Here is a 20,905-nt window from a genome sequence, read left to right as displayed (position 1 = left end):
CAACTGACCCTCCTATACTACCAATTCGTCCGATAAAATATAAGCCATGACTAATTTAGCAGTATTATCAAAAGCAGAGGAATGAGTACGCTCATGCGAGTGGGAGGCATCTACACCAGGTCCAATCAATCCATGAACAACATCATATCCAGCTCGCAGTGCAGCACTAGCATCGGAACCATAATACGGATAAATATCAACCTGATAATTAAGTCCGTTTTCATCAGCCAAGGCAACTAATTTCTTACGGAATCCATAATGATAAGGTCCAGAGGAATCCTTGGCGCAGATCGAAACACAATATTCATCAGTTGTTTGGCCCGTACCGATAGCTCCCATATCCACTGCCAAATACTCTACAGTAGCTGACGGAATGCTTGAATTACCGCCGTACCCAATCTCCTCATTATTACTGATCAAAAAATGTGTCGTATACGGCAGTTCTAGCTTATCTTCCTGAACCGCTTTCATTATACCTAAAAGAATTGCCACGCTTGCTTTATCATCTAAGTGGCGAGATTTCACGAATCCACTCTCTGTCACAGTCGTACGAGGATCAAAAGAGACAAAATCACCAACGCTAATTCCAAGAGCCTTGACCTCTTGAGCATCCGTCACCTTTTCATCCAGTCTGACCTCCATCAAATCTTCTGTACGCTCTGCCTTGCCACTGTCGCGATACACGTGAACAGATGCTTTAGAGGTTACGATCGTTCCTGTATAAATGTGTCCCGTAGCTGTTTCAATCTGGCAATGCTCACCTTCGATCGCATTCCATGCATAGCCACCCACCATGGAAAGCTTGAGGCGACCATTGCTTTTTATTTCTTTCACCATAGCACCAAGTGTATCGACATGAGCTGTTAATAAGCGGTGCTTATCATTGTTGCGACCTGATATTGTCGCTAACAATGCCCCTTTATTAGTCCGCTCAACATGTACACCGCTTTTGCTCAATTCCTCAGTTACCCAGGAAATTACTTGATTGGTGTTACCAGATGGGCTTGGGATTTGTGCCAATTTCACAAATGTATCAATCATGTAAGACAGGGACAAGTTCATCGAATTCTTCCTCTCCTCTTGCTGTTTTTAGACTAGATGTTCTTTTATGTATGCTACTACTTGCTGCACATGATCCTTTACTTTAACTTTAGGGTATATCTGTGCAATCTTGCCTTCTGTATCTAAAATAAAAGTGGAACGCTCAATACCCATATACTCTCGGCCGTACATTTTTTTGAGTACCCACACTCCGTACGCTTCTGCAACACTATGGTCTTCATCCGCAATTAAAGGAAACGGCAATTCGTGTTTTGCAATAAACTTATCATGGGAGGTAACGCTATCCGGGCTTACCCCAAGCACTACTGTATTAAGAGTGGAAAATTCAGCATGATAATCTCGGAAATCACATGCTTCCGTCGTACATCCAGGCGTGGAGTCCTTTGGATAAAAATAAAGCACGACGTTTTTGCCGCGATAATCCTCTAGGTTTATCGTTTGTCCATTATTTGCAGGTTTCTTAAAAGTTGGTGCTATTTGACCGACTTCCAACATGAAAATCCCTTCTTTCCTTCATTTTTCTTATTGTAACAAAAGTTAGGTTCAGGAAAAAGAAAAGGGAGAAGATGCATTGCACTTTACTTAATAAAACATTACGATTACATAATAGTAAAAATTCCGACCTTTCCAAATAGAAAAAGGAGAACCTGGTGATGGCTAACGTGATAAAAGAAGTATTTGAAATAACAGATCCTGAGGCACTTAAATCCTTCGCTGTGCCTGAAAGAGTTAAAATTTTACAGCTTTTTGAAGACCTAGAGCCTCGAACTGCAAAGCAAATTGCTACTGAACTAGGGGAAAACGCGGCACGGCTACATTACCACGTTAAGGAATTGGTAAAAGTCGGTCTATTACAACAAGTGGATACCCGTGTAAAAGGCTCCATTGTGGAAAAGTACTATCAGCCAATTGCAAAAGTCATCAGGGCTAATTTGCACCTCGTTGTGGAGGAAAATGCTCAGCAATTAAGTGAAATCATGTTCTCTCCGTTACATGCGACTGAACAAGAGCTGCTTTATACCATGAATCATCTGGCTGCATCTGACATTGATAAACGAAAGGACTATCAAGACACCTTTGCATACAACTTTGGGAATTTACATTTGACAAAAGAAGAACGTAATCAGCTTTTTAGTGAAATGAAGGATCTCTACCAGCGTTATAAAGATAACAAGCCGTCAGCCGATCGTCTAAACTTTCATTACCTAAATCTGCTTTTCCCGACTTCACCGCGTCAAGATGATCCAGATAACGCTGAATTCGTAGACGATGATGAATAAGTAGCCCACCCTATCCAGAAAGGAGCTGCTATGCATGCATAAGTCCGAAGTATATACCGTACTGTTTGATTTTGATGGAACGATTGCTGATACATTACCAGCCATTTTTACAGCCATTCGCCATACCTTTTATACGTTTCTGCAAGAGGAGTATTCTGATCAGCAGATTATGGAATTATTCGGGCCACCGGAAGCGGGAATTATCAAAAACAAGATTCCGTCTGAGAGATATGAGGAAGCTCTTCAGTGCTTTTATGACAAATATGTAGATGAACACCGCTGGCTAGCAACCCCTGCATCGCTGCTCACTATGCTGGAAGCCTTAAAGCAAGCGGGTATTCAGATGGGAATTATTACAGGGAAAGGCAGAAGGAGTGCCGATCTTTCTCTTGAGGCATTAAAACTGACCGATTATTTTCAAATTGTCATAGCAGGCGACGAAGTCACAAATCATAAGCCGCATCCTGAAGGCATTCTTCATGCAATGCAACAGCTCCGAGCCTGCCCGGAACATACTCTTTATGTAGGAGACAGCCAAGCTGATGTCACCGCGGCTAGAGCTGCCGGCATTTGTGCGGTTGGTGTGAATTGGTTCCCCGCATCGCAAAGCAACGGGATTTTTGATCCTTCTCCCGATGTATTATTTACAGAGCCTGCGATGATGATGGAATGGCTGTTAAAAAGATGGAATATAGGTAGTAACTAAGCTCAAAGAAAAAAGAGGCCTCCCCTTATCTAGCTGGGAGCAACCTCTTTTTTTCTTTTTGTTTTATGCAAAATTCGTCTAAGCTTACGAAATAACTGGTTTACTTGACGAAGCAGGATTGGTGACTAGTAAGCCAAGTCGTGCAGACATTTTGACAAATACCGGGTAAGCAATCAACGACAGCAAGACACCTTTGATAATGCTAAAAGGTACAATACCAAGCAAGATCATGCTCCACAGACTTTCCATATGGAACATCTGTAGTAATTGCTCTATCGAAATTGAGTAGAGTACCGCATAGAAAGGTAACAATAAAAAGTAGTTTGCCATAGCCATAATCACTGTCATAACCAGCGTACCTGCCGATAGCCCCAAAACAAAACCGACTTTATTTTTATATAAGCGCTGTGTATAAACAGCCAAAAACACAAAGCTTCCGCCTGCCAGCGCATTCGCAATTTCTCCAATAATAAAACCATCTGTGTTTTTTAGCAGAAGATGCAAGCCATTCTTTAAGACTTCAATGAGTACTCCCGCTGCTGGGCCAAAAACAAGCCCGCCAATAATAGCTGGTACCGTACTAAAATCAAGCTTTAAAAAAGTCGGCATCAACGGCACATGAAACTCCAGATAGTACAAAAGAAACGCAATGGCTGAAAGCATAGGGATCGTAACTAGCTTTCTCAGACGCTGTCTTTGAATCGTGTGACTTGTTTTTCCTTGCATGTTGACCATCCTCTCTTTTTCTTTCTCCTTCTTGAGAGATGGCAACAGCAATCCGCAACCACGTGTTATTTTTTTACTCTACTGCCAAACAAACTTACGACGACTGTTCCGCTCTTAGAAAAGAATAAAAAAGCCCCTAAAAAAGCATCATGCTTCTTCAGGGGCATACTGACGATCTTTACCATAATCCAGAGGGTATAGGGAAACAAAGGGCTGTTTATCGAGCAGTCCTCTCCCTCAGCCGACACAACAAAATAAGCACGTGTGCATCGTACTGTCGTCATCCTTCTCCCATCCAGACTGTACTGTCGGCTCTGGATTCTCACCAGATCCTGCACACTTCTGCCTCATTTCAGCAAAAGTGGCTCGCGGGCTAACGCTCGATATGCGCATCACCGCCGGTCGGGAATTTCACCCTGCCCCGAAGGAATTGTGAAATTTTTCTCACGTAATTATTATACTCTGAAATTCCACGTATGACAATATCATTTTATGAAGCTATTCCTCACGAGCCTGCACCGCTATATTTTTTAACCCCTTGGTTCCAGATTAAAATCCCTAAGGTAAAAAAGATGATTCCCATCACAGGCGTTAGCATTGTGTACCCATATAAATCCTCTTTTTTCAAAAAATAAGCTGAAGGATAGAAGCCTACAAATGCGAATGGCAAAATCCATTTCAATAAAATTGCGATTGCATTGTTGTAAATGTCTACTGGATATCGCCCATAGTTTTGAATATTCCAGATCATAGGAGCAATTCCCGTACGTGAGTCGCTATAAAAGCTCACGGATGCTATTGCAGTATAAACACCACCGTAGATCAAGGTACTACTCAATACTAACAGGATAAAGATAATGGGATCGTACCAGGAGATTGTAAGCTGTAGCTTCCATCCTGCATACAGCATAATTAACAGCCCCGTCAGAACTCCAAATATACGATCTGGTGAAATGGATTCCAGCGAAATTTGCGCCAAATGATTGACTGGCCGCGTCAAGATGCGATCCATCTCTCCTCTGATAATATAGCGCTCATTAAAATCCCAAAAACCAAAAAACATCGTAAACAAGGCATAGGGGACTAAAAAGTATCCATAAATAAAAATAATCTCATACATCGTCCAGCCCTGAATGTTTGGAACATGTGTAAATACAACTAAAATGAATACCAGATTTAACAGTTCACTTACGATATTGGACAGCAATTCAACGATGAAGTTGGCCCGATACGACAGTTTTACTTTAAAATACTGGCTGAGATAATCTTGAAACAAACGTATAACTTGCCCCATCTGGCTATCCTCCTTGCACGACCAAATTTCGTTTTGCACGTTGCCACAACAGAATAATTGGTATAAACAATAACGCGATCCAAATAACTTGTATGCCAATTGCTATCCAGGCTTTTTCACCATGGAGTGCCCCTGTAAAAATCATACTAGGCGTAAAATTGATAGCCTGAAACGGCAGATATTGTAAGATCGTTTGGGTGACTCCAGGAAAAAAGCTAATCGGAATAACAACACCTGACAGCAAATCTACCACCATGCGTTTTGCCATAATCATTCCTTCATTTCTCATGAAGAAAAACGTTAGTAGGCCTGTGAGCAAATTAATTTGGGTATTTACCACAAAACCAAGTAACAAGCTTACACTGTACATCCCCCATATTTCCCCACTGTTTGGAAACCCGAACGGAATGAACAACCGAACAATGAGAAGTCCCGGAAAAGCAAAAAACACAAGGCGAAAAATCCCTTCTCCCAAGGCTTGTGCTGTTTTGACTGACAGGTAATTATAAGGACGAATTAGCTCAATAGCTACTTTTCCTTCTCTGACATCCTGACCTATTTCTTGGTCGATATTGTTAAAGTAGAATGCACGAGACATCCAAGCAATTGCTACATAAGAGGTCATTTGAACCAAAGACATACCAACGAGATTGTCCTGCCCGGAATAGATTGCCCCCCACAAGAAGTAATAAGCTCCGATATTAATCGCATAAATGATGATCCCGCTGTAGTAATTTACCCGGTAAGCAAGCAGGGTCAGAAAGCGAATTCGTATCAGCTCTTGATAAAGTTTCCACATGCTAAAATCCCCCGCTTGTCGTCGAGTAAATGTTACGTACAATCTCTTCCGTGGAGGTTTCTTTGATTGTTACATCGGTTAGTTCAAAGCTAGCCATCACTTGCGTCAAAATGGCCGGCAGCTTTTCATGCTGAAAAGAAACAGATAGGGAGTATGCATTAATCCCCTCAATACTGCATTCAAACTCAGATAAAGTAGCCCGCAGATTCTCGGTAGTCATTTTTTGTTTAAATTGGAATACTACTTCGGTTTTATTCCCCCAGCGTTCCTTCAAATCAGTTAAGAGTCCGTCAAAAATCAACTTGCCGCTGTCCATCACTAAGACTCGTTTACACAGTGCCTCAATATCAGATACATCGTGTGTAGTAAGCAAAACGGTGGTATTTTCCGTTTCGTTTAGACTTTTTAGGAAGTCACGAATCTTTTGTTTTACCAGTACATCTAAGCCTACTGTTGGCTCATCAAGGAACAGCAGCTTCGGTTTATGAATAAGAGCAGCAGCGATTTCACAGCGCATTCTCTGTCCAAGACTTAATTTACGAACAGGCTGCTGAATGAATGAGCCCATGTCTAATTCTTCTATTAACCGATCCTGCCACGCCTGTCCTGCTACCTCATCTACCTTATAGACCCGGCGCAATAGACGAAACGACTCTAATGGAGACAAGTCCCACCACAGTTGTGAACGTTGCCCAAAAACAACCCCGATGGACTCAACATATTTTTCTCGATCCCGGTGCGGATGATAGCCATTAATTAAAATCTCTCCGCTAGAAGGGGTTAAAATGCCTGTCAGCATTTTGATAGTTGTTGACTTACCGGCTCCATTTTCACCAATTAAGGCAAACATCTCACCTGCTTGTACCTCGAAGCTAAGCTCATGAACAGCACGAACTGTTTTATATTCTCGTTGAAAGAGATCGCGAAAAGCACCAGACAAGCCATTGCGAGCTTGGTGAATGCGAAATACTTTCTCTAATTGCGTAACATTTATCATATTTCTCGCGTTCCTTCCTCTCCTGCTTTATGGTGTAACTGCCACGATAGATAGTGTATATGAGCCAAAGACAACTTGCAAAAAGAAACTTGCCCCAAATACACTTGGTATCCTATGTTATGATAAAAGGGTCGAAAAAGGAGTGAAAGAAATCATGAATCGTGAACAATCAACTAAACTGCATGAACAAGCTTACGGTGTTATTGTCGGGGGCGTAAACAGCCCTTCCCGTTCGTTTAAGGCCGTTGGTGGCGGTTCTCCTGTCGTCATGGCAAAAGCACAAGGAGCTTATTTTTGGGACGTAGATGGAAATAAATACATAGATTATCTGGCAGCGTACGGTCCCATCATTACTGGGCATGCTCATCCACACGTTACAAAGGCAATCGTGGACGCGGCACAAAATGGCACACTGTATGGTACGCCAACTCCTTGGGAGATTACCTTTGCTGAGATGATTCGGGAAGCAATTCCTTCCATGGAACGTATTCGTTTTAATAATTCAGGTACAGAATCTGTTATGACGTGCATTCGTGTAGCTCGTGCCTATACCAATCGCACAAAAATCATTAAATTCGCTGGCTGCTACCACGGCCATTCTGATTTAGTCCTAGTAGCTGCCGGTTCTGGTCCTTCCACACTAGGTATTCCAGATAGCGCTGGTATCCCACAAAGCATTGCTAACGAGGTTATTACTGTTCCATTTAATAATGTTGACGCATATAAAGATGCGCTAGAAAAATGGGGACATGAAATTGCTGCTGTTTTAGTCGAGCCAATTGTTGGTAACTTCGGTATCGTAATGCCTCAAAAAGGCTTTCTGGAAGAAGTTAATCGCCTGACTCACGAGGCCGGAGCCCTTGTGGTGTATGACGAAGTAATCACTGCCTTCCGCTTCTGCTATGGTGGAGCACAGAACTTATTGGGAGTAGAGCCTGATTTGACTGCCTTAGGTAAAATTATTGGCGGCGGGTTGCCAATTGGGGCATATGGCGGTCGTCGTGAAATCATGGAACAAGTAGCACCTCTTGGACCTGCTTATCAAGCTGGTACACATGCAGGAAACCCTGCCTCCATTAAAGCGGGTATCGCATGCTTAGAAGTGCTCAAACAACCAGGCGTATACGAAGAGCTCGATCGTCTCGGTATGCTCTTGGAAGCTGGGATTAGTAAAGCCGCAGAAAGCCACGGCATAACCATTCGCATTAATCGCGTAAAAGGTGCTTTAGCTGTTTATTTTACCGATGCAACCGTTACGGATTATGATGGAGCCCAAAGTGCTGATGGAGAACAGTTTGCCCAATTCTTCCGTTTGTTATTGGACGAAGGAATTTGTCTGGCTCCTTCTAAATATGAGGCTTGGTTTATCACAACAGCTCATACTGAGTCAGATATTAAACAAACAATCGAAGCAGTAGACCGTTGCTTTGCGAAAATGGCACAGAAATAAAAGATCAAAAAGGCCTCCAAACGTGGTATTATCCCCTTTGAGTAGACAGTGTAAAAAGCCCGCCCACCTGACGGTGGGTGGTACACTCTACTTGGAGGGGATTTCCTATGGCTAAAAAAGGTCAAAAATTCAAACGTTATTCCGAGGAGTTTAAGCTGAAGGCTGTAAATTTGTATCAAGAAAAAGGGATGTCTTATAAAGCGATAACTAAAGCATTAGGAATACCAAGTTCAACTCAGGTTAAGCAGTGGGTTCGAAAGTTCAATAGCGGAGAAGGGGTTATGGATAAACGAGGGAAGAGCCGTTCTGGTGACCACCCTTTTATTGGTCGTCCACGCACCAAATTTGCTACTGTGGAAGAAGAAAGAGATTATCTTAAAGCGCAGGTAGAATACCTAAAAAAGCGCAATCCGAATCTGCATCTGGGGGGAAGGTATGGAAAGTAAATCGGTTTTTAATCATAAATGAGCTACGTAAAAAATATCCCCTTACTTGGTTAGTGGAAATTGCGAGAGTGTCTCGATCCGGTTACTACAAATGGCTCAACGCAAAAGGAAAACCATCATTGAGACAAGAGCAGAATCAAAATCTGAAGGAACATCTAATAGCGATCCACCAAGCTCATCCATACTTCGGATATCCAAGAATGCAAATTGCATTAAGAAAGAAAGGATGGAATGTGAATCACAAACGAGTATACCGGTTGATGAAGGAGCTAAACCTTCGGTCTATTATCCGAAAGAAGAGACGTTATTTTGGTAAAACAGTATCTGTTATTCATCCTAATTTACTTAACCGTAAGTTTAAAACGGACAAGCCAAATCACTTGTTTGTAACAGATATCACCTTTGTATCGTTTCAAAATCGATTTTACTATCTCTCAGTCATCCAGGATCTCTATAACAACGAAGTTGTTAGTTGGAAGATTTCTCATCGAAATGACTTACAGCTCGTATTGGATACTGTGGAACAACTGAGCAAAAAAAGAGACGTGCAGGAAGCGATCCTGCATTCTGATCAGGGTTTCCAGTACACGTCTAAGCAGTACAATAAGCTAATAAAGGAACTTGGCATAAAAGGCAGCCACTCTCGCAAAGGAAACTGCCTCGATAACGCCTGCATTGAATCCTTTTTTTCGCATCTCAAAACCGAGACATTGTACTTTTCTGAGTGTAAAACAGAAGAAGAACTCTTTCAAGCCATAAAAAAATACATATGGTTTTATAACCATGAACGATTCCAGAAAAAATTAAACCAGTGTGCTCCGGTGGAATACCGAAACACACTGGCTGCTTAGGCTTTTTTAATACTGTCTACTTGACAGGGGTAAGACCAACGTGTAAAAGTATGGAGGCCTTTCTTATTTTCCATTTGGAAAAAAACGATCGGGCAAACTTCTGGCTTTCGGGGAAAACTACTGGTGTCTTCACTCAAAAAGCGTAATACAGGAGGGCTAGTCAATGTCCAGAGGTAAAAACGACTTTCCACAAGCACCAGAGCAAACCTTTACTGATCCCAAGATGAGTGCAAAGCCACTGGAATTTTTAAGCTTCCAGAATCCACGTAAAACAGAACATCACAAAACGAAGCAGCACAAAACAGAAAATCGGGACGAATAGTCATGGCAGCCCCCATTATCGGGGGTTGTTTATTTGTATAATTTATACAATTTTATACCAAAATATTGCTCATCAATTCAATAAACACACAAATATCAGAAAAAAATTTGCATAAAAACGCTTACATTTGTATAATTAACTGTTTTGATATTGTTTTGCTTGCCTCTTTCGTGTTATTCTCAATGGTAACTAACGATATGCTTCCCCTGTTTGCACAATGAGCATCCACATTGAGTCCAATCTTCTATAAAAAGGACTTATACTCAACTGTCTTGGAAGAACGAAGGAGGTGGAGGTCAGACCTACTGACCGTTACTATGCAAAAGAGAAATGAAAAGCATATGCACACTAGTAACTTTCGGAATTATCACACAACAGAACATGATAGCTGCGGAATTATCTGTATCATCGAAAAAACAGGAACACCTACAAGGAAAAATGTAGATGAAACAATTCGGACCTTAGTACAAATGGAGCATCGCTCTGGATTTATTGATGGAGAAGGTGACGGATGTGGTGTATTAACGGATATCCCTCGTTATCTTTGGGAGAAATATTTAGAAAACTCACTCTTCGAAAGTGATTTGGCTTATGATCCTTCCTTTGCAGTTGCTCATATTTTTGTTCCCCGCAAAGGACATGAGGTAAAAAAAGTCCAGGAAGAAATCGGCCTGCTTATAAAAAAACACGGCTTAACTGTTTTAACTGAGCGTGAAAATCAAGTTCATTCAAACGTGTTAGGAAAAAACGCACAGCAGGATGAACCACTCTTTTGGCAAATCGCTTTCATGCCAAACCAAGCCATCCATCCAACCACATTAACACCGGAACAATACGCCGGATTATTATTTGAACTCCATGTTGAAATTGAAGATACCTATCATGTACATGTTGCTTCCCTCAGCAATCACACCGTTTCTTATAAATTGATGGGTGCAGCGAACATCTTACCCCGCTATTTCGTAGATTTAGCTGATCCATCCTTCGCCTCTACTGTTACAATCGGTCATAATCGCTACTCAACCAACACATTATCTAATTTTTTCCGAGTCCAGCCCTTTTCTTTATTAGGACATAATGGAGAAATTAATACCATTAGTAAACTTGAAGAAGAGGCCCGCATGCTACACGTACCGTTAGTCGAAGGTGGTAGTGACTCTCAAAATCTAAATCGTACCATCGAAACCTTTATTCATCGCTATGGATTGACCCTATTTGAATCCTTAGAGGTTATTTTTCCACCTATCCACAATGAAATAAAATTATTTTCTCATGATTTACAGGATTTATACACGTACCTCCGACAGGCTTGGGGGCACTTTGCTCAAGGTCCCGCTGGTATCGTTTCTCGCTACGCCGATCAATGCGTCTTTAGTGTGGACTCCTTGGGATTGCGCCCCGTCTGGATGGTAGAAAGTGAAGAATCCCTTTATTTCTCCTCCGAGCAAGGCATTATTCCTGTGTCTGAAATGGTAAGCGAGCCAAAATCATTAGCCCCTGGCGAGAAAATTGGTGTTCAGCTAAACCAACAAGGTATCAAAATCTTTAGTCATTCAAAGCTGCAAGAGCTTGTTAAGGCCAGCTTTCAGACGAAAATTTCCTGTCAACACTTCCGCCAGCATTTACATTACGCCTATCAAAGCGAAATGGTCGCTCCTTCTTATGATTATGAAGCGCCTACTGCTCAAGCATTTAGTGCATTTGGTTGGGATCGAGAGCAAATCCAGCTTATTGAGCAAATGGCTTCTAATGGTGCAGAGCCGATTCGTTCGCTTGGCTATGACGGACCACTCGCTGCCTTGTCCAAAGAACGCCAAAATATCAGCGATTACATTAAAGAAAGCGTGGCAGTCGTAACTAATCCAGCAATCGACAGAGATCGAGAAATTGAACATTTTTCAACGCGTGTGGTTTTAGGAAAAAGAACATTCCTATCACAAAAGGAAACTGAACCGCATACTCGCATGGAGATCGCTTCACCGCTGCTCGTGGAGGGACAATCGTTCCAAGAGCTTGCATCTCCTCAAGGTATGATGACTTTAGAACAAATTATTTCTTGCTTCCACACAAATCCGCATAGTGTAGTCGTCTTGCCAACCGTATTTCGAGAAACTGAACGTTTATCGGAAGCATTGGATCGCCTTGCTCAGGAGGCTTGTCAAGCTGTGGAAAAGGGAGCCGCTTTATTAATTCTTGATGACTCAATGGTTCATATTGAAAATCAATATTTTATCGATCCTTTGCTGATAACAGCCCATATTGACAGAGCGCTCAAGCAAGCTGAATCCTCTAGTCATAATCTACGCAGACAAGTAAGCATCATCGTTCGATCCGGCGCTATTCGTTCCTTGCATGACATCGCTCTTCTACTGGGAAGCGGTGCAGAGGCAGTGGCTCCACACTTATTGTTTGCCACTGTATTTGCAAAGGGAGGAACAGAAGCAGTTCACAATCTATTTACTGCTTTAACAAAAGGGCTCGAAAAAGTAACATCAACAATCGGTATTCATGAGCTACGTGGCTATGGGCGCCTTTTTTCTGCAATAGGTCTGCATGAGGAAGTAGCTAATATTCTACAAATCCCAACCTTCTGTGGTTCAGATAAGGCCGGCCTATCACTTGACCAATTAGAGGAAGAAAGTCGTCAGCGCTACGAATTATATAAGGACGAAAAAGCACGTGAGGCACGAACCTTCCACCTATTCCCACGGTTATGGAAGGCCATCGGGCAAATTGCTAGCGCTGAAATTCCTTATGCAGATTACGCATTAAAATTAGAAGAAAATGAGCAGGAAAACCCGATCTCCATCCGTCACTTAACCGATATCGCCTATGAGAAAAGAGGCACTCAGCAGGATACGGCTCGAATGGAACCCGAGCAAGTGGACAACAGCGTAGGGGAGCATTCATTGCCGTTTATGATTTCTTCTATGTCATTTGGCTCACAGAATGAGACAGCCTTCCGTGCCTATGCAGAAGCCGCTGATCGCCTCAATATGATTTCCATGAACGGTGAAGGCGGAGAAATTAAAGATATGCTGGGCAAATACCCACGCACCCGCGGTCAGCAGATAGCGTCAGGACGATTTGGCGTAAATGTTGAGTTAGCTAACTCTTCAAACCTATTGGAAATCAAAATTGGTCAAGGGGCAAAACCAGGTGAGGGCGGACATTTACCCGGCTCGAAGGTTACAGAAAAGATTGCTGCTGCCCGAAATGCTACCGTAGGGTCCGATCTAATTTCACCTTCCAATAACCATGATATCTACTCCATTGAAGATTTGGCTCAGATGATTACAGAATTAAAAACAGCCAATCATCAAGCAAAAGTATGCGTTAAGGTGCCTATTGTACCTAATATTGGAACCATTGCTGTGGGAATAGCCAAAGCTGGTGCTGATTATATTACCTTGTCAGGATTTGATGGTGGCACAGGAGCTGCCCGTGTGCATGCCCTACAACACGTCGGGCTTCCCGCTGAGATTGGTGTAAAGGCGGCTCATAATGCCTTACTGGAGGCCGGTCTACGCAATCAGGTAGAGATTTGGGCAGATGGCGGCGTCAAAAGCGCACTGGATGTGGCTAAATTAATGATGCTGGGGGCTAATCGCATTGGCTTTGCCACGTTAGCTATGATTGCTGTAGGATGTACTACCTGTCGCGGCTGCCACTTAGATACCTGTCATGTTGGAATAGCCACGCAAATTGATAATTTGGAAGAAGCTCACGAAAAGGGCTTACGCCGTTTTGTTCCCCGTCAATTTGATTTGGCCGTATCTGGACTTACTAATCTGTTCACCCAATTTGGGCAAGAACTACAGCGAATTACTGCCAAACTTGGATTTACCCATTCGCAGGACCTCGTAGGTCGATCCGATTTGCTAGTGCAGGCTCGTGGCTTAAAGCAAATGGATTTGGAGTCACTGCTCTGTGTCCATCCCTTATTTACTACTCCCAAGCATCGCGGGGCTAGTTATGAATCCACAGCCGCGAAAATCTTGGTAGCCGCAGGAGCAATAGAAAACGCAGAGCAAGTTCAAGAAAGGGATCACTATCACTATGTAAGCCTCGATCAACCGATTCAGCAAAATTTTTCAGCCATTTTATCAGGAGAGCGAGTATTGGGAAGTCGTTGGTCAGGAGCACGTGTGAAGCCTTATTTAGACGGAAGCTATATGTCATTACCAGAGGTATCCTTGTCTTATGATCACGGCAGTGTTCCAGGAAACGGGCTTGCGGCCTACAATGCAGAGGGTGTGAGAATTCGCGTACAAGGCGGAGCACAAGATGGTGTTGGTAAAACGAGCTTTGGAGGTGTTGTCTCCATTCTCAAGTCTAAAGGAGCCCACGGGCACTATATCAATGGTTCTGTCGGAAAAAGCTTTTGCTACGGAGCACAGAAGGGACTATTTATTGTTCAAGGAAATGCTGATTCTCGTGCCTGCATTCGCCTCTCCGGTGCAGACGTTGTATTTGGCGGCGCTATTACAGAGCCACTTCAAGATCATTTAGGAGGACTAGGGGCCCGTGCCAATCTAAAAGGCTTCGCTTTTGAATACATGACAAATGGCCGCGCCGTCGTGCTTGGTGATCCAGGCCCATGGATTTGTGCTGGAATGACGGGTGGTACTGTATATGTTCGACTACAACCAGAACTAGGCTTTGATGAGGATGCCCTGAAACGTCGTATCGCCAAAGGGGCCAAAGTGTTCATTTACAAGCTTGATGGCAAAGGTATTTCTGATGTATCCGAGCTAGTAACAAAATATAAAGAAGAGCTATTGGCCACAGAACAATATGAAGAAGCAGGGCTCATTCAAAAATTATTGGAGCATCCGGAAGCTCATTTTGTACAAATTACGCCTAAAAGAGAGCAAGCCGATCCTTCTGTATCAACTGAGTAAGAACAGTACCGAAGAAGAGAAGAAGAAAAGCAAGCCCCGGTGTGGGCTTGTTTTTTTAGTTGATCTTTTTTTGTGGTAATATCAAAATAAATGAAACCTTTTTTAAGTTAATACGTATGTAAATTAACTGGCAAGCTGAAATAACGAGCTACCCAACGATTTATTTTCATAATAAAGATGTATTTTTGTGTCTTCTCACCATTTTTCGTGCACAATGAACATAGGATGAGAAGAGGACAAGGAGAATCATCATAGATAGGAGTGATTTTACATGCTTTTTACCCCATGGACGATATTAATTTTGGCGGCATTCGGTCTAACGATGTGGGCACAATTCCGTGTAAAAGGAACGTTTAGCAAATACTCGGAGGTACCTGTTTCTTCTGGAATGACCGGGGCTGAGGCAGCTAGACATTTACTGGATTCTAACGGTTTATCCCATATTCCAGTCGAACATATACCAGGTACTCTTACAGACCACTACGACCCAATGTCTAAAACGGTACGCTTGTCAGATCCTGTGTATTTTAGCGACTCCATCTCAGCAGTCTCTGTAGCCTGTCATGAGGTAGGTCACGCGATTCAGCACAAGGTTGATTATCCAATGCTAGTTGCTAGACATCGCATTTTCCCATTGGTCAACCTTACTTCGGGAGTAGCCCCTTTCTTGTTATTAGGTGGTCTATTCTTGAAAATCAGTGGTCTCTTCCTGCTTGGGATCATTGCTTTTAGCGTAGCCGTGCTATTTCAAGTCATCACCTTGCCAGTCGAGTTCAACGCTAGTAGCCGTGCCAGAGATTTAATGATTAAAATGGGCTATATTCGCAACTCAGAAGAACGTGAGGTTAAGGCCGTACTTGGTGCTGCAGCTCTTACCTATGTAGCCGCAGCTCTCATGTCTGTACTACAGTTGCTTGAGTATATTTGGTTGTTTAAACGAGACAGCGACGACTAAAAATTCCTTTTATAAATCTAAAAAAGGCGTCCCATCAGGGGCGCCTTTCATTTATGGTTGATGCAACTTACTCCTTCACACCAGGAATGGTATCAAGCTTCCATGCCCCATCCTCTTGCTTCATACGAACAGAATAGCCTTTAAAATCAACTTCATTGCCTTCTCCGACAGGAACTTTAATTTCATACTCTCTGCCATTTTGATCTTCTGTAATCATTTCTGCCTGCCCACCTTCCCATTGAAGCACACTGCTTTTATCTACGGTTGGTTGAGCCAGCTTTCCTTCTTTTTCAATTAGCTTAAGATTGTCTATGACTTTATCTCTTGCAGCTTTGGTATAGATATTCTCCAGGTATTTCATCAGCTTTTCTTTCGTATCTATATCGCTTCCTACAAAGCGATAGTCTTTTCCATCATGAGAAAAGCTCTTACTTTTATCTGGATCTATTTTTCCTCCGCGTAAGACATACTCATAAGCGTTTGCTCCCTCGGCTGCCAACGCGACAGCTTCTTTTTCATCCATATTGGTATGCTTACTTCCAGCCGGTTTTGTTATCTCCGCAGCTGGTTGAGCAGTTTCTGTCGTTGGAGTTGTAGGCTTCTGTTCGGGCTGATTGCCTGTACAACCTGCCAATGCTAAAACCAAAGCTGATAAAATCAGAAAGCCTGTCCATTTTTTCATATTGTTTCACTCCTTTTTCAGTATGACGCCAAAACATGGTGGCACGTTACGCTTATTCACTCGATACTGCCTCAAAACCATGTCGAACCGCATACAAGAACCATATAAAATTTAAAAACAGGAGAATGCTCGTCATTAAGAATACACCGTTTAAGCCTACAAATCCAGCTAGAAAGCCTCCCGTCACCGGTCCAAGCATATTGCCTAGACATAAAAAGCTGTTATTATAGCCAAATACTCGACTAACCATATGACTCGGGGTAGCTTTTCGTAACAAGGAATTAACGGCCGGCAATAGTCCTCCTACACATAATCCTGCCATGAAACGCAAAATAAGTAATTGCCAGAGCGTTTGCACCAACGCCGTTGGAATATAGATAATAGCAGATGCAAGCAAGCAGCCGAGCAATACTTTATGCGAACCAATCCTATCTCCCAATTTGCCTAACTGAGGGGAAGCAATAACATTAGCTATTCCTGTCATAGCTGTCACCAATCCTGCAAAAAAGGCCACTCTCTCGCTACTCCCAATCAGCTCTTTCACAAAGATCGGGAGGATCGGAACAATTCCATTTAGGGCGAATTGAACAATTACCGTTACGCCAAACAGAACCGGCAGTGTTTTGCTTGCAAACACCATTTTAAAGTCCTCTCGCAAACTTGTCTGTTCTGTTTTTGGCAAAGGTGTAAAGTCTTCCTTTACGGTAAACGTAATGATAAGCGTTGCTATAAATAATAAACTGCCTGTTACCATAAACACAGCACGGTATCCAACTAAATCTGCAAGCAAGCCTCCAAAGAAAGGCCCCATTATCGAGCCAGATACAACACAGGATTGCAAAATGCCTAAGGCCCATCCCGAACGCTCCTGAGGCACACTGGAGGCTACTAAAGCATTGCTGGCAGGAATGATTCCACTAATCGTTCCGTTTAATAAACGCAGAAATAATAAATGCCATACATTGCCTGCCAGTCCAGTTAGCCCAATCGTAATTGACATTAAAAAACCAGAGCGGAGTATCATTATTTTACGTCCATACTTATCTGCCAAGTTCCCCCAAACAGGTGACACTAATCCAGCCGTTAAAAAGTTGGCTCCAAATATGATCCCAGACCACAACGTTGCGTCGTGAGTGTTCGTGATATGTAATTCTTCCTGAATAAAGAGCGGGAGAAATGGCATTACCATACTCATTCCTACCATAACGATAAACAAAGCACCACAGAGAACAAATAAATTACGTTTCCAGGTCTCCATACCCTCACTCCTTATTTTAAGCCAGTGAAAAAGTCAGAGGCTGTTTTTCTAGGTTGGATGTTTATCTACTCATCCATTCGACGAAATAGCTTCTTGATCTATGTTCCCAAAGTCCTGAACGTTCCATAAGGTATGATAAGCCCCTTGCTGCAAAAGAAGCTCTTCATGTTTCCCCATTTCCACAATGCGTCCATCCTTTAACACAACAATCTTATCTGCATGCGTAATGGTAGACAGACGATGGGCTACAATAATAGTCGTTCTGCCCTTTGCCAGATGAGCTAAGGATTCTTGAATCATGTGCTCTGATTCCAAATCCAATGCGGAAGTAGCTTCATCCAAAATTAAAATGGCGGGGTCCTTCAAAAAGACGCGGGCAATAGCAATTCGTTGCTTCTGACCTCCCGAAAGCTTGACCCCTCGCTCACCTAATTCAGTATCGTAGCCCTCTGGCAGTTCACTAATGAATTCATGTGCATTCGCCGCCTTGGCTGCTGCTATTATCTCTTCTTCTGTCGCTTGCGGATTCCCCATTGAAATATTCATTCTGGCTGACTCGCTAAACAAAATGTTATCCTGCATGACAATTCCGATTTGCTCACGCAGGCTTTTTTGCGTAACGTCCCGTACATCGATGCCATCAATGAGGATTCGTCCACCCGTCACATCCCAAAATCGTGGAATTAAACTAATAAGAGAAGACTTTCCACCTCCTGACATACCGACTAATGCTACCGTTTCACCCGGTTCAATCCGTAATTGTACATCATGTAGAACTGGTTCATCTTTCTCGCTATAAGCAAAAGTAACCTTATCAAATTCTACACGCCCGCTAATCCTTTTTGTTTCAGGATTCACGGGCAACGTACAAGCTCCCGGTCTATCCACGATATCATATTGCTCATCAATAAAATCAAACATACGATCCATAGAAGCGATCGCTTGCGTCAATGTAGTCGATGAATTAACCACCCGTCTGAGTGGCGTATATAGTCGCTCCAAATAAGCGTAAAAAGCCATGAGCGTTCCAATGGTTAGCATACCTTGGATGACTTGATAGCCTGCAAAGCCAATAACTAAAAGCGGTGCAATATCCGTAATCGTATTAACCACAGAAAAGGTATAGGCATTCCAGCTAGTTTGCTCTAAAGCCTTATGTAAGAATCTTTGATTTTTCTTTTCAAATTGCTTTGCCTCATACTCCTCTAAAGCAAAACTACGAGTAACGGAAATTCCATTAACTCGTTCGTGGAGATGACCTTGTAATTCAGCTAGCTTCTGCGATCGCTCCCTCATTAGTTGGCGCAATCTCTTATAAAAATACTTAATCGAAAATCCATACAAAGGAAACACAACAATAGCAATCAAAGTTAGCTTTACATCCATAAAAAGCATAATGGAAAGCGTAATAAAAATAGTCACTAAATCCAACCAAATATTCATAAGTCCCGTTTCAATAAAGCTTTTTGTCTGCTCTACATCATTTACAACCCGTGAAATAATTTCTCCGACCTTATGATTGTTGTAAAATCGCATGGATAATTTCTGTAGGTGGCTAAATAATTGGTTACGAATGTCAAATAGAACACGACTGGAAATCCATTGAGCATAATATTGGCGATAATACTCTACAGGGGCTCGCACGATTGTAAACAGAAAAAAAGCTGCACACATTAACCAAAACAATTGATATAGCTTATCTTCCTTAGGCATTGTTCCTGTAACTAAGGTGTCTATCACATATTTGAGAATTAATGGCATTAATAATGGGATCCCAAATTTTACAATACCAATACCAATGGTTAAAATAATTTTCACTTTATAAGGTCCCACATAACGTAAGTATCTGCGTATGCTATTCATAGCACCACTCCTGCTGTTAGTATGAAAGATGAATGCGCCGCTTTCATTCCCTGAAGTCTAAGTCTCTGTGAAACCGATTTTACAACAGATAGACGGTTATGTCTTGTTGTCAAGTATACGGTAACAGCCCATTTACCTCCAATAAATTCACTTTTCTTTTTCTTTTTAGCTGGTTTTCTCTGTTTTCTAACGATTGAACGCGTATGGGATTCAAAAATACCCCTGTTATCGTTGCCAAATTTCGCTTGACCGATAACAGGGGTGTGTATCCGTGACATGTAATTGACTACTCTTCATCATTGTGCTTTAGCAGTTGGTACCGTTCATACCATCTTTGAACAAATCCGCTTTGGAAAGGCCCACGTTTTGCTTTAATCCATTCCAAAACCTCGTCCAACGCCAAGTGAACCCGTTCCTTCACATATGGAGGGTAATTCATTTGCGCGCTATGTAGAGCATATTCTTCTTCATCTAATACCGTATACGTCATATCCGGATAGACTTTCACATCCAGATCATAGTCGATATAGCTAAGTAAATTTCCTTTTAAACTGAAAGGAGAACCGATGTTACAGTAATAGTAAATCCCGTCATCACGGATCATGGCGAGTATATTAAACCATTGTCCTCGTCCAAATGTACAGATTGCAGGCTCTCTTGTACGCCATTCACGCCCATCAGACTCTGTGACTTTGACACGATCATTACCGGCTATCACTACTGTATCGCTCGTATGAATGAGCGTAGTGCGATCCCAAGTACGGTGTAAGGACTGATTATGTTTGAAGCTTTCAATGCGTATAATAGAACCTGGTACTTGCGACGACATGACTCTCTCCTTTCTTCCATTTTCATCTTTTAAAGAAATATTTCCTTAGGAGGAAATTTTTTTAGAAAGCGTAATATACTGTTGCAATTCATATCCCATGGCTTGGTAAAAAGGTAACACCTGTTCATTCGCCTGATTGACCATAATGAGAATTTGATTGACACCGCGCTGGTGAAAACGATTCTCTAGGGCTTCTACTAGCTTACGGCCGATGCCCCTGCTTTGGGAAGAACGTGAAACAGCTAAACGATAAAAATAAGCACGAGTTCCATCTATCGTGCCGACAATAACTCCTACAACTTCTCCATCTTCCTCAGCAACCATAACCAAGTCGCTGTCCCAAGCTAATTGTTTAGCAAGAGAATCCATCGTTTCCGTATCAGTTCGATTTAATTCTGTTTCTTGCCAAATACGAGTAATTGCCGCATAATCGCCCAGACGAAACGTCCGAATAATCATAATAGGCGCCTCCCTTAGACGG

General features: G+C 42.3%; 19 protein-coding genes and 1 riboswitch. Of the genes, 7 read left to right on the top strand and 12 right to left on the bottom strand.

The features are described 5' to 3' along the window. Positions 1 to 12 precede the first annotated feature (12 nt). Together GOP56_RS19630 and bcp are read right to left on the bottom strand one after the other, a co-directional pair. Positions 13 to 1,062 carry a M42 family metallopeptidase gene (locus GOP56_RS19630; protein ID WP_096887992.1) on the bottom strand — a complete coding sequence of 350 codons (1,050 nt, stop codon included), beginning with the start codon at positions 1,060 to 1,062 and terminating at the stop codon, positions 13 to 15. Positions 1,063 to 1,089: 27 nt separating this feature from the next. Further along, positions 1,090 to 1,557 carry a thioredoxin-dependent thiol peroxidase gene (bcp, locus tag GOP56_RS19625; RefSeq protein ID WP_003335399.1) on the bottom strand — a complete coding sequence of 156 codons (468 nt, stop codon included), beginning with the start codon at positions 1,555 to 1,557 and terminating at the stop codon, positions 1,090 to 1,092. Between the two features lie 158 nt (positions 1,558 to 1,715). Here bcp and GOP56_RS19620 point away from each other — a divergent pair, with 158 nt between their 5' ends. Both GOP56_RS19620 and GOP56_RS19615 read left to right on the top strand, forming a co-directional pair. Beyond that, the gene (locus GOP56_RS19620; RefSeq protein WP_003335400.1) at positions 1,716 to 2,342 is read left to right on the top strand and encodes a winged helix-turn-helix domain-containing protein; all 627 of its coding nucleotides are present in this window, start codon (positions 1,716 to 1,718) and stop codon (positions 2,340 to 2,342) included. A 34-nt stretch (positions 2,343 to 2,376) separates the two neighbouring features. Next, positions 2,377 to 3,048, top strand: a complete 672-nt coding sequence (locus GOP56_RS19615; protein WP_163246346.1) for an HAD family hydrolase — start codon at positions 2,377 to 2,379, stop codon at positions 3,046 to 3,048. Positions 3,049 to 3,132: 84 nt separating this feature from the next. Here the strand turns inward: GOP56_RS19615 and GOP56_RS19610 are convergent, their stop codons facing one another. The 4 genes from GOP56_RS19610 to GOP56_RS19595 all read right to left on the bottom strand — a co-directional run bounded on the left by GOP56_RS19610 (position 3,133) and on the right by GOP56_RS19595 (position 6,864). Beyond that, positions 3,133 to 3,774: an ECF transporter S component gene (locus GOP56_RS19610; protein ID WP_035318915.1), complete on the bottom strand. Its 642-nt coding sequence runs from the start codon at positions 3,772 to 3,774 to the stop codon at positions 3,133 to 3,135. A 279-nt stretch (positions 3,775 to 4,053) separates the two neighbouring features. Next, a riboswitch (FMN riboswitch) is annotated at positions 4,054 to 4,207 on the bottom strand. A 72-nt stretch (positions 4,208 to 4,279) separates the two neighbouring features. Next, complete coding sequence (locus GOP56_RS19605) at positions 4,280 to 5,068, bottom strand: ABC transporter permease (RefSeq protein WP_003335406.1); 789 nt, start codon at positions 5,066 to 5,068, stop codon at positions 4,280 to 4,282. A 4-nt stretch (positions 5,069 to 5,072) separates the two neighbouring features. Next, on the bottom strand, positions 5,073 to 5,867 hold the full coding sequence (locus GOP56_RS19600; protein WP_163246345.1) for an ABC transporter permease: 795 nt from the start codon (positions 5,865 to 5,867) through the stop codon (positions 5,073 to 5,075). 1 nt (position 5,868) lies between these two features. Further along, positions 5,869 to 6,864 (bottom strand): ABC transporter ATP-binding protein, encoded by a 996-nt coding sequence (locus GOP56_RS19595; protein ID WP_003335409.1) that lies wholly within the window; start codon positions 6,862 to 6,864, stop codon positions 5,869 to 5,871. 154 nt (positions 6,865 to 7,018) lie between these two features. On the opposite strand from GOP56_RS19595, the gene GOP56_RS19590 reads away from it, so the two are divergent. From GOP56_RS19590 to GOP56_RS19575, 5 genes are all read left to right on the top strand, one after another. After that, positions 7,019 to 8,314, top strand: coding sequence for a glutamate-1-semialdehyde 2,1-aminomutase (locus GOP56_RS19590; protein ID WP_003344121.1), 1,296 nt, complete (start codon positions 7,019 to 7,021; stop codon positions 8,312 to 8,314). Positions 8,315 to 8,421: 107 nt separating this feature from the next. Next, positions 8,422 to 9,611, top strand: a protein-coding gene (locus tag GOP56_RS19585) for an IS3 family transposase (protein ID WP_163244441.1) whose coding sequence is annotated in 2 segments (ribosomal slippage) — positions 8,422 to 8,710 and positions 8,710 to 9,611 — 1,191 coding nt in all. Because the reading frame shifts where the segments join, the coding sequence is not laid out codon by codon here. A 163-nt stretch (positions 9,612 to 9,774) separates the two neighbouring features. Next, a complete protein-coding gene (locus GOP56_RS23490) occupies positions 9,775 to 9,933 on the top strand; it encodes a hypothetical protein (RefSeq protein ID WP_003335410.1) in 159 nt (52 codons plus the stop codon). A 317-nt stretch (positions 9,934 to 10,250) separates the two neighbouring features. Beyond that, entirely contained in the window at positions 10,251 to 14,837 is a 4,587-nt protein-coding gene (locus GOP56_RS19580; protein ID WP_163246888.1) for a glutamate synthase-related protein, read from the top strand. 271 nt (positions 14,838 to 15,108) lie between these two features. Continuing rightward, positions 15,109 to 15,792: a zinc metallopeptidase gene (locus tag GOP56_RS19575; protein WP_003335413.1), complete on the top strand. Its 684-nt coding sequence runs from the start codon at positions 15,109 to 15,111 to the stop codon at positions 15,790 to 15,792. A gap of 67 nt (positions 15,793 to 15,859) precedes the next feature. Here the strand turns inward: GOP56_RS19575 and GOP56_RS19570 are convergent, their stop codons facing one another. The 6 genes from GOP56_RS19570 to GOP56_RS19545 form a co-directional block, all read right to left on the bottom strand. Beyond that, a complete protein-coding gene (locus GOP56_RS19570; RefSeq protein ID WP_163246344.1) occupies positions 15,860 to 16,474 on the bottom strand; it encodes a DL-endopeptidase inhibitor IseA family protein in 615 nt (204 codons plus the stop codon). A 52-nt stretch (positions 16,475 to 16,526) separates the two neighbouring features. Further along, positions 16,527 to 17,732, bottom strand: coding sequence for an MFS transporter (locus GOP56_RS19565; RefSeq protein WP_163246343.1), 1,206 nt, complete (start codon positions 17,730 to 17,732; stop codon positions 16,527 to 16,529). Positions 17,733 to 17,801: 69 nt separating this feature from the next. Further along, on the bottom strand, positions 17,802 to 19,595 hold the full coding sequence (locus GOP56_RS19560) for an ABC transporter ATP-binding protein (protein ID WP_163246342.1): 1,794 nt from the start codon (positions 19,593 to 19,595) through the stop codon (positions 17,802 to 17,804). Further along, on the bottom strand, positions 19,592 to 19,873 hold the full coding sequence (locus GOP56_RS19555) for a hypothetical protein (RefSeq protein WP_003344108.1): 282 nt from the start codon (positions 19,871 to 19,873) through the stop codon (positions 19,592 to 19,594). Before GOP56_RS19555 ends, GOP56_RS19560 begins: the two co-directional genes overlap by 4 nt. A gap of 8 nt (positions 19,874 to 19,881) precedes the next feature. Further along, complete coding sequence (locus GOP56_RS19550; RefSeq protein ID WP_003335419.1) at positions 19,882 to 20,424, bottom strand: DUF402 domain-containing protein; 543 nt, start codon at positions 20,422 to 20,424, stop codon at positions 19,882 to 19,884. 45 nt (positions 20,425 to 20,469) lie between these two features. Next, entirely contained in the window at positions 20,470 to 20,883 is a 414-nt protein-coding gene (locus GOP56_RS19545; RefSeq protein WP_163246341.1) for a GNAT family N-acetyltransferase, read from the bottom strand. Between the last annotated feature and the right edge of the window lie 22 nt (positions 20,884 to 20,905).

It is taken from the genome of Brevibacillus sp. 7WMA2, from assembly GCF_010748895.1.
Lineage (GTDB): Bacteria > Bacillota > Bacilli > Brevibacillales > Brevibacillaceae > Brevibacillus_B > Brevibacillus_B halotolerans.
The sequence above is the reverse complement of the archived record's forward strand: the minus strand, read 5'-3'. Positions and strand labels throughout refer to the sequence as shown.